Source organism: Brevundimonas sp. CURTG3B2_SDJG (genome assembly GCF_057364705.1).
Genome location: NZ_JBNFOJ010000076.1, coordinates 1 through 11,380, shown reverse-complemented (window position 1 = coordinate 11,380; position 11,380 = coordinate 1). Strand labels below are relative to the sequence as shown.

Below are 11,380 nucleotides of genomic sequence, written 5' to 3'. Positions count from 1 at the left end.
CACGTCCAGCCGGACCGTCGAGGCTCCCGCTGGCCGAGACCGTCGCCGAAACGCCGATTGCCGAAGAGTCGCCCCCGCGAGGCCCGCGAACCGCGCCGCGGCCGCGATCGCGATCGCGACGACCGCCGATCGGATCGCCCGTCGGACGAACCTCGCGCCGCATCGGGTCGTCCGTTCGGCGAAGCGGAGGTCCCGGCCTTCCTGCGCCGTCCGGTCCTGATCAAGGGCTAGGGTTCGGCGACCCGCGTTTCTGCTTAACCCGACGTTACGGAACGCCGGTCCAGGATGCGTCGATACGACCGCCCGGTCAGGGCGGCGCATCGGGGAAACTGCATGACCGCCTCGGTCGAGACCGCCCTTCGGGGTCCGGAAGCCTACAGCCTGTCCCGCCGGGTGATCGACGAGATGGAGGCGGCCGGCGTCTGGCCGACCCCGCTGAATTTCGAGCTGTGGCTGCACTACCTGGGCGACCCGGACGGTCCCCTGGGCCGCGAGATCCGCCGCATTCTGGCCGCCGCCGAACCCTTCACCGAGGCCACCGCCGACATGCTGGCGGCCGAATACCTGCCGCGCGGCCGTCTGACCGAAGAGATCCGCGACGCCGGCCGCGTGCTGGACCGCGAGCTGTCCAGCGTCTCGGACGCCATCGCCCGCGCCCATCGTTCGCAGTCCGCCTACGGCCAGACCCTGGACAAGGCCGCGACCAGCATGGACGGCCTGCAGGACGGCGCGAAGCTGCAGGACATCGTCTCGGGACTGACCAGCGCCACCCGCAAGATCCAGCGCGAGAACGAAACGCTGGAGAAGAAGCTGGAGGCGTCCACCCGTGAAGTCGCCCGCCTGCGCGAGCACCTGGAGCAGGTCCGTCGCGACGCCCTGACCGACGCCCTGACCAACCTGGCCAACCGCAAGGCCTTCGACGAGCACCTGGCCGCCGCCTGCGAGCGGGCCGAGGCGGACGCAGAGCCCCTGACCCTGGCCGTCCTGGATATCGACCACTTCAAGCGCTTCAACGACAACTGGGGCCATCAGACCGGCGACCAGGTCCTGCGCTACGTCGCCAGTGTCATCGGCCGGACGGCCGCTCCGCCCCGCGTCGCGGCCCGCTACGGCGGCGAGGAGTTCGCCATCATCTTCCCCAAGGAGAGCGCCGCCCAGGTCCAGTTCGCGCTCGAGGCCATCCGCAAGGAGATCGCCTCGCGGTCCCTGCGCCGCCGCTCCACCAATGACGAATTGGGCGCGGTGACCATCTCCGCCGGCTTCGCCGTCCGTCGGGCTGACGAAACCGGCGCCGCCCTCCTGGAACGCGCCGACGCGGCCCTCTATGCGTCCAAGCGCGCCGGCCGGAACTGCGTCTCCTCCGCCGAACGTCTCGAACAGGCCGCCTAGGCTGTTGGCTCGACGGCGAAACCCGCCATAGTCCCCGGATGCGCAGCTTTGCTTTCGCCATCGCCTATTGGACGCTGTCGGTCGTCTACACCCTGGCCGCGGTCTTCGCCGCCCTCGCCCCCGGCCGCCACGCCACCGGCTGGATCATCCGCCGCTACGTGAAGCGCATGGTCCAGGCCATGCGGCTCCTGGCTGGCATCCGCATCCAGTACCGGGGCGAGGACCGCCTGCCTCAGGGGGCCTTCATCATCGCCTCCAAACACCAGAGCTGGGGCGACGGCTTCGCCACCTACGACCGCTTCCAGGACCTCGCCTTCGTCACCGGCGACCATCTGGAGAAATTCCCGCTGCTGGGGACCGTGCTGCGCAAGCTGGGCGCCATCGTCGTCAACAACTGCGGCGGCCGCGAAGCCCGCGACGCACTCAAGCACCGCGCCGCCGACGCCCATAGAGAGGGGCGGAAGATCCTGATCTACCCCGAGGGCAACCTGGCCAAGGTCGGCGAGAAGTTCCGCTATCGCTCCGGGGTCTGGCACATGTACCGCGACTTCGACATGCCGGTCGTGCCCCTGGCCACCAACCTGGGCCTGTTCTGGCCGCAGGAGGAATTCCGCAAGACCCCGGGCACGGCCACGCTGGAGTTCCTCGACCCCATTCCCACGGGCCTGCCCAAGGACGAGTTCCTGGCCCGGCTCGAGGCGGCCGTGGAGGGCAAGACCGCCGAACTGATCGCCGAGGCGACGGGCCAGCCGGTCACGCCCGCCGTCCAGGTGCCGACGCCGGACGAGATCGCGCGCGCGGCGAAGAAGGCGGCGGCCTAGCCAGGCGCCTTGTCATCCCGGCCGAAGCGAAGCGGAGAGCCGGGACCACGACGCTTCATTGTCCGCTTCCGGAAGCTGCGACAGCAGCTATCCGGAAGACGGCCCGGATAGCTCGCGCGCTTGCCGTCGCCCGGATAATCGCGCCGCGATTTCCGGACGCTAGCGTGATCCGGCGCGGCATCCCCGATCTCCGCTCCGCTGCGTCGGGGATGACAACGCCAGCCTCACGCCGCCGGGACCACCGCCCCGTCGTACTTCCGGGCGATGAAGTCCTTCACGGCCTGGCTGCGCAGCGCGGCGGCCAGCGCCTGGATGCGCGGGTCGTCCCGGTTGTCCGGCCGCGCGACCAGATAGTTCACATAAGGACTGTCGCCGCCTTCCAGGGCGAGCGCGTCGGTGCGCGGCTTCAGCCCGGCGTCCAGCGCGTAGTTGGTGTTGATCACCGCCAGGTCGACTTGGTCCAGAATGCGCGGGATCGTCGCCGCCTCGACCTCGCGGAACTGCAGGGCCTTGGGATTGCCGGTGATGTCGCGCACTGTCTGCAGCGGGTTCTGCCCGTCGCGCAGGGTGATCAGGCCGGCGCTCTGCAGCAGCAGCAGCGACCGGCCGGTGTTCGACGCGTCGTTGGGCAGGATGACCTGGGCGCGGTCCGGCACGGCCGTCAGGGCGCGATGCTTGCGCGAATAGACGCCCAGCGGCTCGACGTGCACGCCCGCCACGGTGACCAGGGCCGAGCCCCGCGCGGCGTTGAACTCGTCCAGATAGGGCTTGGTCTGGAAGTAGTTGGCGTCCAGCCGGCGCTCGGCCAGCTGGGTGTTGGGCTGAACGTAGTCGTTGAAGACCTTGATCTCGATGTTGACGCCCTGCTGGGCCAGCACCGGCTTGATCTCCTCCAGGATTTCGGCGTGCGGCACGGCCGTGGCGCCGACCAGCAGCGGCCCCTGTCCATCCGCCGCCTTCTGGGCGCCCTGTCCGCAGGCGGCTAGCGCCAGCGAAGCGGCGGCGGCGAGAAGAAGCGAGCGGCGGATCATGGGAAGAACCTTTCTGGAGGGGATCAACGGTGGGAGACGGCGGCGACCAGCCGGTCGCCCAGCATCTGCAGGAGCTGCACCAGGATCAGCAGCAGGACGACGGTCACCACCATGACATCGGTCTGGAAACGCTGGTAGCCGAAGCGGATGGCCAGGTCGCCCAGCCCGCCCGCGCCGACCACGCCGGCCATGGCGGTATAGCTGACCAGGGCGATGGCCGTGACCGTGCCGCCGGCGACGATCCCGGGCATCGCCTCGGGCAGCAGCGCGCGGGTGACGATCTGCAGGGTCGTTCCGCCCATCGCCTGGGTCGCCTCGACCACCCCCTTGTCGACCTCGCGCAGCGCCGTCTCGACCAGGCGGGCGTAGAAGGGCGCCGCGCCCACCACCAGCGGCGGAATGGCTCCGGCCACGCCCAGCGAGGTGCCGACCAGCAGCACCGTCACCGGCAGCATGACGATCAGCAGGATGATGAAGGGCACCGAGCGCAGCACATTCACGACCAGCGACAGCAGGGCGTTGAGCACTGGATTGGCGGCCAGCCGCCCCTTGCCCGACAAGTACAGCAGCACGCCCAGCGGCACGCCGAACAGCACCGTCAGCGCCATCGACCCGCCCAGCATCAACAAGGTGTCGGCGGTCGCCCGCCCGATCTCGGGCCAGTCGATGTTGATGAAGAAGCCGCTCACGACACCCCCTCCACCGTCACGCCGCGCGCCGTCAGCTGCGCCACGGCGCGTCGGCGTCGCCCCCCGTGAAGGCCACCACCAGCTGGCCGTACGGTTCGTTCCGGATGCGGCTGATGCGGCCCGACAGGATCGAATAGTCCACGCCCACCGACCGCGCGACGCGGCTCAGCTCCGGTTCGTAGGTCGCCGCGCCCCGGAACGTCAGCCGGGCCAGCCGCGCTCCGGCCGGCGTGACGGCGGCGTCCAGCGCCTCCTCGCCCTCGGCGAGCATGGCGCGCGTGGCCGCGTGCTGCGGGTGCAGGAAGACATCGGCGGTCGCCCCCTCCTCCACCACGCGGCCGTCCTTCAGCACCGCCACCCGGTCGCAGACCCGGCGCACCACCTCCATCTGGTGGGTGATCAGCACCACCGTCAGCTTCAGCTCGCGGTTCAGCTGATCAAGCAGGGTCAGGATCTCGTCGGTGGTCTCGGGGTCCAGGGCGCTGGTCGCCTCGTCGCACAGCAGCACCGACGGCCCGGTGGCCAGGGCGCGCGCGATGCCGACGCGCTGCTTCTGGCCGCCCGACAGCTGGGCCGGATGTTTCCTGGCGTGCTCGGCCAGGCCCAGCTGCTCCAGCAGCTCGGCCACCCGGCGATCGACCTCGGGGCCCTTGCGGCCCTCAAGGCGCAGGGGAAACGCCACGTTCTCGGCGATGGTCTTGGCGTTCAGCAGATTGAAATGCTGGAAGATCATCCCGATCCGCCGCCGCGCCGCGCGCAGCTCGGCCGGCGCCAGCGCCGTCATCTCGCCGCCGTCGACGACCACCCGGCCGGCGTCCGGCCGCTCCAGCAGGTTGATCGTGCGGATCAGGGTCGACTTCCCCGCGCCCGAGCGGCCGACCACGCCGAACATCTGACCTGGCGCGACCGTCAGGTCCACCGCGTCCAGCGCCATGCGCTCGCCCGCCGCGCTGCGATAGCGCTTGGTCACCCCCTCCAGCCTGATCATCAGTCGGCCTTCGCGGGAACGATGGTGACGCTCTCGCCGCAGCCGCAGGCGTCGGTCTGGTTCGGGTTCCGGAACACGAATTTCGAGGCCAGCTTGGTGACCTCGAAGTCGATCTCGGTGCCGATCAGGAACAGCACGGCCTTGGGGTCGATCAGCAGGGTCGCGCCCTTGTCCTCGACCACCTCGTCGAAAGGCTCGATCGTGTCGGCGAAGGCGAAGGTGTATTCCTGCCCCGCGCAGCCGCCGTTCTTGACGCCGACGCGCAGGCCCGCGACCGGCCGCTCCGAGCCGGCGACCAGCTCGCGCACCCGCTCCGCGGCGGCGTCGGTCAGCGTCACCACCTTGGGCCGGGGGCGGCGGGGACGGGTCGAGGTCTGCAGTTCGCTCATCCCGGGCCTCAGAACATGTTGAGCGCGAGCTTGGCCTCGTCGCTCATCTTGGAGGGATCCCACGGCGGATCGAACACCAGTTGGGCCCGCGCCGACCGCACGCCGTCGACCTTCTTCACGGCGTCCTCGACCCAGCCCGGCATCTCGCCGGCGACGGGGCAGCCCGGCGCCGTCAGCGTCATCTCGATCTCGACGTCTCGGTCGTCGGACAGGTCGACCTTGTAGATCAGGCCCAGCTCATAGATGTCGACCGGGATTTCCGGGTCGTAGACGGACTTCAGCGCCTCGACGATGCCGTCGGTCAGGCGATCGATCTCGCCCTGCTCCAGGGCGGCCTTCTGCGGCGCGTCCCAGGCCTCGGCGAAGGCGGCCTCGTCGGGCGTGTGTTGGGCGTCGGACGTCATGCGAAGAACTCACGGGCCTTGATCAGGGCGTCGGCGAAGGCGTCGGCGTCCTCGATGGTGTTATATAGGGCGAAGCTGGCGCGCGCGCTCGACGTCAGCCCAAAGCGTTTCGCCAACGGCTCGGCGCAATGCAGCCCGGCGCGCACCGCCACCCCATAGCGGTCCATCACCTGGGCGATGTCGTGGGCGTGGGCGCCGTCGACGGTGAAGGTCAGGATCGCGCCCTTCCCTTCCGCCTCGCCGATCACCCGCAGCCAGTTCACGCCGTCCAGCCGGGCCCTGGCGTGATCGTACAGCGACCGCTCGTGGGCCGTGATCGCCGCCTTGTCGTACTGGGCCAGCCATTCGATCGCCGCGCCCAGGCCGATCGCCTCCAGGATCGGCGGCGTGCCCGCCTCGAACCGGTGCGGCGGCCTGGCGTAGGTGACGCGATCCTCGGTCACCGTTTCGATCATCTCGCCCCCGCCCTGGTACGGCGGCAGGGCCTCCAGCGCCTCGGCCGTCCCATACAGCGCGCCGATCCCGGTCGGCCCGTACAGCTTGTGCCCGGTGAAGGCGTAATAGTCGCAGCCGATCGCCTGGACATCGGCCTGGCCGTGCACGGCGCCCTGGCACCCGTCGATCAGCACCCTTGCACCGACGGCGTGGGCCAGCCGGACGATCTCGGCGACCGGATTGATGGTGCCCAGCACGTTGGACATGTGGGTGACGGCCACGATCTTCGTCCTTGGCCCCAGCAGGTCGGCATAGGCCGCCAGGTCCAGCGACCCGTCGTCCCGCACGGGGATCCACTTCAGCACCGCGCCCTTGCGCTCGCGCAGCAGGTGCCAGGGCACGATGTTGGAATGGTGCTCCATCTCGCTGACGATGATCTCGTCGCCCGGCTGGATCGACTGGCCCAGGCTGGCGGCGACCAGGTTGATCGCCTCGGTCCCGCCCTTGGTCCAGACGATGCTGTTCGCGCTCTCGGCGTTCAGGAACCGCGCCACGCTCTCGCGCGCCGCCTCGAACGCCTCGGTCGTCTCATTGGCCAGGGTGTGAAGGCCGCGATGGACGTTGGCGTAGGAGCCCTCCATCGCCGCCGTCAGGGCCTCGATCACCGCCCGCGGCTTTTGCGCCGAGGCGGCCGAGTCCAGATAGACCAGCGGCTTGCCGTTCACCGTCCTGGACAGGATCGGGAACTGCGCCCGTGCGGCGTAGGGATCGAACGCGGGCGTTCCTCCCCCATCGGGGGAGGGGGACCGCGAAGCGGTGGTAGGGGCGCTCACAGCCGTTCCGTCAGCCATTCCCGCACCACGTCTCTCGCACCCTCGTGTTCGATCCGGTCCACGACCTCCATCAGGAAGGCCTGGGTCAGCAGCGCCTTGGCTTCGTCGGCCGGAATGCCGCGCTGCTGCATGTAAAAGAGCGCGTTCTGGTCCAGATTGCCGACCGTGTTGCCATGCGCGCACTGGACGTCGTCGGCGTAGATGATCAGCTCCGGCTTGGCGTCCACCTCGCCGCGTTCGCTCAGGATCAGGGCGTGGTGGCCCATCCGCGCGTCGGTGCCGTCGGCCCCGCGCTCGACCACGATCTTGCCCTGGAACACGCCCCGCGCAGTGTCGCGCACCACGCCCTTGGTCAGTTGGCTGGTCAGGCCGTCGGGCCCGGCGTGATCAACCACGCTGGTCAGGTCCGCCTGGCGCGTTCCGGACAGGGCGTACAGCCCGTCCAACCGCACATCCGCGCCCTGGCCCATGTGCAGCACCTGGGTCTCCAGCCGCTGCAGTTTCGCCCCGCCGGCGACGATCGTCTGGCGATAGACGCCCCCCGCCTCGACCCGCACCTGGGCCTGGGTGATCGAGATCGCGTCCTCCGGTTCGTCCACCAGGACGATCCGCGTCACCTCGGCGCCCCGCGCCACGTCCAGCTCCAACCGGTTGTGGACGACATAGGCCGCGCCCTCGCCTCGTGGGTCTCCAGCAGCAGCAGCTTCGCCCCGGCCCGGGCGAGATGCGCGCCGCGGCCGCGTGTCCGGTCTTCTCGGCCTTGGAGATGAAGCGCAGGCGCACGGTCTGCGCGCCCGACGCCATCAGCGCGTCCGCGCCCACCGGCCGGCCGCTTGACGAAGGCCATGGCCTCGCCACTCAGCGCCTCGAACGGCCCGCCGCCCGCCACCGGGATCGTCGCCGACGGCGACGGCTCCGGCGCCTCGCGCAGGTGTTTGCGCAGGTCCGAATACTTCCACGCCTCGACGCGGCGCGACGGGAAGCTGGATGCGTCCTTCAGGTCGATTTTCGGAAGGGCGTTCATCGCGTTCCTCCCCCACAGGCGGAGGGGGACCGCGAAGCGGTGGAGGAGTATCGGCGGCGGCTCGGTCAGCCCCCGCCACCATGCTGCGCATGGTCCCCCTCCCCCATCGGGGGAGGAACATCATCACGCGGCCTCCGGCAGGTACTTGTCGTAGCCCTCCGCCTCCAGCTGCAGCGCCAACTCCGGTCCGCCCGAGGCGACGATGCGGCCGGCGGCCAGCACGTGCACCCGGTCGGGTTTGATGTAGTCCAGAAGCCGCTGATAGTGGGTGATCACCAGCATCGACCGCTCAGGGCTGCGCAGGGCGTTGACCCCGTCGGCGACGATGCGCAGGGCGTCGATGTCCAGGCCTGAGTCCGTCTCGTCCAGCACCAGCAGGCTGGGCTCCAGCAGCGCCATCTGCAGGATCTCCAGCCGCTTCTTCTCGCCGCCCGAGAAGCCGACGTTCAGGGGACGCTTCAGCATCTCCATGTCCATCCGCAGCGTGTTGGCCGCATCCCGCGCCCGCTTCAGGAAGGCGGGGGCCGAGACCTCCTCCTCGCCGCGCGCGCGCTTCTGGGCGTTCAGCGCCGTGCGGATGAAGGTCAGGGCCGGCACGCCCGGGATCTCCAGCGGATACTGGAACGACAGGAACACGCCCTTGGCCGCCCGCTCGGCCGGATCCAGCGCCAACAGGTCGTCGCCGTTCCACGCGACCGAGCCCTCGGTCGCCTCATAGCCGGGCCGCCCCGTCAGGGCGTAGCCCAGGGTCGACTTGCCCGCCCCGTTCGGCCCCATGACGGCGTGCACCTCGCCCGCCGGCACATCGAGCGTCAGCCCCTTGAGGATCGGCTTGTCGCCGACGGAGACGTGGAGGTTGTTGATTTTCAGCATTTTTTATTCGACCGAGCCTTCCAGGCTGATCGCCACTCCAAAACCCGTCATCCTCGGGCTTGTCCCGAGGATCCATTTATCTGCCGCCGCGCCCCGCGGACGAAAGCGCGCCGACGATCGCGCTAGACGTCGGCCCTCGACGCCCTCCAGCGATGGATCCTCGGGACAAGCCCGAGGATGACGGAGGATAGGGATCGATCTAGCCAACCGACCCCTCCAGCGAGATCGCCACCAGCTTCTGGGCCTCGACGGCGAACTCCATCGGCAGCTCCTGCAGCACGTCGCGCACGAAGCCGTTGACCAGCAGGGCCACCGCCTCCTCCTGCGACAGGCCGCGCTGCTGGACGTAGAACAGTTGGTCCTCGCTCAGGCGCGTCGTCGTCGCCTCGTGCTCCAGCTGGGCCGAGCCGTTGCGGGCCTCGATGTAGGGCACGGTGTGCGAGCCGCACTCCTTGCCGATGAGCAATGAGTCGCACTGGGTGAAGTTGCGCACGCCCGTCGCCTTGGGGTGCACCGAGACCAGACCGCGATAGGTCGAGTCCGACTTCCCCGCCGACACCGCCTTGGCGATGATCCGGCTCTTCGAGTTCTTGCCCAGGTGCACCATCTTGGTGCCCGTGTCGGCCTGCTGGCGCCCGTTGGTGATGGCGATCGAATAGAACTCGCCCGAGCTCTCCTCGCCTTTCAGCAGGCAGGACGGGTATTTCCACGTCACCGCCGAGCCGGTCTCGACCTGTGTCCACGACACCTTCGACCGGTCGCCGCGGCAGTCGGCGCGCTTGGTCACGAAGTTGTAGATGCCGCCCTTGCCGGTCTTGGGATCGCCCGGGTACCAGTTCTGGACGGTCGAGTACTTCACCTCGGCGTCGTCCAGCGCGACGATCTCGACCACCGCCGCATGCAGCTGGTTCTCGTCGCGCATCGGGGCGGTGCAGCCCTCCAAGTACGAGACGTAGGAGCCCTTGTCGGCGATGATCAGGGTCCGCTCGAACTGGCCGGTCTGGCTGGCGTTGATGCGGAAATAGGTCGACAGCTCCATCGGGCAGCGCACGCCCGGCGGGATGTAGACGAAGCTGCCGTCCGAAAAGACCGCGCTGTTCAGGGCCGCGAAATAGTTGTCCGAGACCGGCACCACCGATCCGAGATACTGGCGCACGAGCTCAGGATATTCGCGCAAGGCCTCGGAAATCGGCATGAAAATCACGCCGACCTTGGCCAGTTCCGCCTTGAAGGTGGTGACCACGCTGACGCTGTCGAATACCGCGTCGACGGCGTATCGCGGCGCGCCTTCGACGCCCGCCAGCACCGCCTGCTCCTTCAGCGGAATGCCCAGCTTCTCGTAGACCGCCAGCAGCTCCGGATCGACCTCGTCCAGGCTCCTGGGGCCGTCCTTCTTCTTGGGCGCGGCGTAGTAGTAGAGGTCCTGGTAGTCGACGGGATCGTACTTCACCGCCGCCCAGGTCGGCTCCTCCATCGCCAGCCAGCGCTCGTAGGCGGCCAGCCGCCACTCCAGCATCCACTCCGGCTCGCCCTTCTTCTCGGAGATGAAGCGCACGATGTCGGCGTTCAGGCCCTTGGGCGCGAACTCCTGCTCGATGTCCGAGGTGAAGCCGTGCTCGTACTTCTCCAGCGCGGCGACGGCGTCGATGGTTTCCTTAACGGCGGCCATGGTTTACGCGACTTCCTTCGCGCTCTCAGTGATACGTGCGACATGCTTCCGATAGGCGGCGACCCAGGCGTCGGCGAAGCGGATCCAATCCTCCTCCGTCGTGCCCCAGCCGCCCGAGACGCGCACGCCCCCGGTCGCCAGGTGTTGCAGGCCCATGGCGCTGATCGCCTTGGACGGCTTGGTCTTGCCCGACGAACAGGCCGAGCCCGCCGACACCATCACCCCGACCAGGTCCAGGGTGATCAGCTGCTGCGGGCTGTCCCAGCCTTCGACGGCCATGAACAGGGTGTTGGGCAGGCGCGGAACGGCCTCGCCCAGGATCGTCGAGCCCGCGGCCTTCACCTTGGCTTGGGCGGCGTCGCGCCAGGTCGCGTGGGCCATGGCGGCCTCCAGATCGCGCGCGGCGCAGTCGGCCGCCGTCCCGAAGCCGGCGATTCCCGGCACGTTCTCGGTGCCCGCCCGCAGGCCGCGTTCCTGCCCGGCCCCGTGCAGGATGCGCACGGCCTCGCGCCCCGGCTTCAGCACCAGGGCGCCCACGCCCTGCGGCCCGCCCAGCTTGTGCGCCGACAGGGTCAGGGTGTCGGCGTCCAGCGCCCGCATGTCGACCGGGATCTTGCCCGCCGACTGGATGGCGTCCACGTGCAGCCAGCCGCCGGCGGCCCGCACCAGCTGGGCGGCTTCCACGATCGGCTGGATCACGCCGCTTTCGTTGTTCGCATGATGGATGGCGACCACCGCCCGACCTGGACGCCGCAGCGCCTCGGCCAACCAGGCTAGGTCCACGACGCCGTCCTGGTCCACGGGCAGCACCTCGAGGGCGCGCCCGAGGCAGGGC

At 69.5% G+C, this 11,380-nt stretch carries 12 protein-coding genes and 1 pseudogene; 2 read left to right on the top strand and 11 right to left on the bottom strand.

What is annotated here, in order from left to right:
- Positions 1–333 precede the first annotated feature (333 nt).
- Complete coding sequence (locus tag AC2W7C_RS07130) at positions 334–1,389, top strand: GGDEF domain-containing protein (RefSeq protein ID WP_486000816.1); 1,056 nt, start codon at positions 334–336, stop codon at positions 1,387–1,389.
- Positions 1,390–1,427: 38 nt separating this feature from the next.
- The gene (locus tag AC2W7C_RS07125) at positions 1,428–2,210 is read left to right on the top strand and encodes a lysophospholipid acyltransferase family protein (protein WP_486000815.1); all 783 of its coding nucleotides are present in this window, start codon (positions 1,428–1,430) and stop codon (positions 2,208–2,210) included.
- Positions 2,211–2,434: 224 nt separating this feature from the next.
- On the opposite strand, the gene AC2W7C_RS07120 is transcribed toward AC2W7C_RS07125, so the two are convergent.
- The 11 genes and pseudogenes from AC2W7C_RS07120 to AC2W7C_RS07070 form a co-directional block, all read right to left on the bottom strand.
- A complete protein-coding gene (locus tag AC2W7C_RS07120; protein ID WP_486000814.1) occupies positions 2,435–3,241 on the bottom strand; it encodes a MetQ/NlpA family ABC transporter substrate-binding protein in 807 nt (268 codons plus the stop codon).
- A 23-nt stretch (positions 3,242–3,264) separates the two neighbouring features.
- Positions 3,265–3,930: a methionine ABC transporter permease gene (locus AC2W7C_RS07115; protein ID WP_486000813.1), complete on the bottom strand. Its 666-nt coding sequence runs from the start codon at positions 3,928–3,930 to the stop codon at positions 3,265–3,267.
- Positions 3,927–4,918: pseudogene (locus AC2W7C_RS07110) on the bottom strand (methionine ABC transporter ATP-binding protein). The gene AC2W7C_RS07115 and the pseudogene AC2W7C_RS07110 overlap by 4 nt, the downstream one beginning before the upstream one ends.
- Positions 4,918–5,307 (bottom strand): HesB/IscA family protein, encoded by a 390-nt coding sequence (locus AC2W7C_RS07105; RefSeq protein ID WP_486000812.1) that lies wholly within the window; start codon positions 5,305–5,307, stop codon positions 4,918–4,920. Before AC2W7C_RS07105 ends, AC2W7C_RS07110 begins: the two are co-directional and overlap by 1 nt.
- A gap of 8 nt (positions 5,308–5,315) precedes the next feature.
- Positions 5,316–5,711 carry an SUF system Fe-S cluster assembly protein gene (locus tag AC2W7C_RS07100; protein WP_486000811.1) on the bottom strand — a complete coding sequence of 132 codons (396 nt, stop codon included), beginning with the start codon at positions 5,709–5,711 and terminating at the stop codon, positions 5,316–5,318.
- Complete coding sequence (locus tag AC2W7C_RS07095; RefSeq protein WP_486000810.1) at positions 5,708–6,997, bottom strand: aminotransferase class V-fold PLP-dependent enzyme; 1,290 nt, start codon at positions 6,995–6,997, stop codon at positions 5,708–5,710. Before AC2W7C_RS07095 ends, AC2W7C_RS07100 begins: the two co-directional genes overlap by 4 nt.
- Positions 6,976–7,614, bottom strand: coding sequence for a SufB/SufD family protein (locus AC2W7C_RS07090; protein ID WP_486000809.1), 639 nt, complete (start codon positions 7,612–7,614; stop codon positions 6,976–6,978). The genes AC2W7C_RS07095 and AC2W7C_RS07090 overlap by 22 nt, the downstream gene beginning before the upstream one ends.
- Positions 7,593–8,003: a hypothetical protein gene (locus tag AC2W7C_RS07085; RefSeq protein WP_486000808.1), complete on the bottom strand. Its 411-nt coding sequence runs from the start codon at positions 8,001–8,003 to the stop codon at positions 7,593–7,595. Before AC2W7C_RS07085 ends, AC2W7C_RS07090 begins: the two co-directional genes overlap by 22 nt.
- 123 nt (positions 8,004–8,126) lie before the next feature.
- Complete coding sequence (gene sufC / locus AC2W7C_RS07080; RefSeq protein WP_486000807.1) at positions 8,127–8,876, bottom strand: Fe-S cluster assembly ATPase SufC; 750 nt, start codon at positions 8,874–8,876, stop codon at positions 8,127–8,129.
- 199 nt (positions 8,877–9,075) lie between these two features.
- Positions 9,076–10,545, bottom strand: coding sequence for a Fe-S cluster assembly protein SufB (gene sufB, locus AC2W7C_RS07075; RefSeq protein WP_486000806.1), 1,470 nt, complete (start codon positions 10,543–10,545; stop codon positions 9,076–9,078).
- A gap of 3 nt (positions 10,546–10,548) precedes the next feature.
- Positions 10,549–11,380, bottom strand: an 832-nt coding sequence (locus tag AC2W7C_RS07070; protein ID WP_486000805.1) for a cysteine desulfurase family protein, incomplete at its 5' end; no start/stop codon positions are given.

Excerpts from the sequence above, each read along its gene's own strand:
- sufB (WP_486000806.1), bottom strand. The coding sequence starts at position 10,545 with ATGGCCGCCGTTAAGGAAACCATCGACGCCGTCGCCGCGCTGGAGAAG.
- sufC (WP_486000807.1), bottom strand. The coding sequence starts at position 8,876 with ATGCTGAAAATCAACAACCTCCACGTCTCCGTCGGCGACAAGCCGATC.
- AC2W7C_RS07100 (WP_486000811.1), bottom strand. The coding sequence starts at position 5,711 with ATGACGTCCGACGCCCAACACACGCCCGACGAGGCCGCCTTCGCCGAG.
- AC2W7C_RS07085 (WP_486000808.1), bottom strand. The coding sequence starts at position 8,003 with ATGAACGCCCTTCCGAAAATCGACCTGAAGGACGCATCCAGCTTCCCG.
- AC2W7C_RS07105 (WP_486000812.1), bottom strand. The coding sequence starts at position 5,307 with ATGAGCGAACTGCAGACCTCGACCCGTCCCCGCCGCCCCCGGCCCAAG.
- AC2W7C_RS07125 (WP_486000815.1), top strand. The coding sequence starts at position 1,428 with ATGCGCAGCTTTGCTTTCGCCATCGCCTATTGGACGCTGTCGGTCGTC.
- AC2W7C_RS07095 (WP_486000810.1), bottom strand. The coding sequence starts at position 6,997 with ATGGCTGACGGAACGGCTGTGAGCGCCCCTACCACCGCTTCGCGGTCC.
- AC2W7C_RS07130 (WP_486000816.1), top strand. The coding sequence starts at position 334 with ATGACCGCCTCGGTCGAGACCGCCCTTCGGGGTCCGGAAGCCTACAGC.
- AC2W7C_RS07120 (WP_486000814.1), bottom strand. The coding sequence starts at position 3,241 with ATGATCCGCCGCTCGCTTCTTCTCGCCGCCGCCGCTTCGCTGGCGCTA.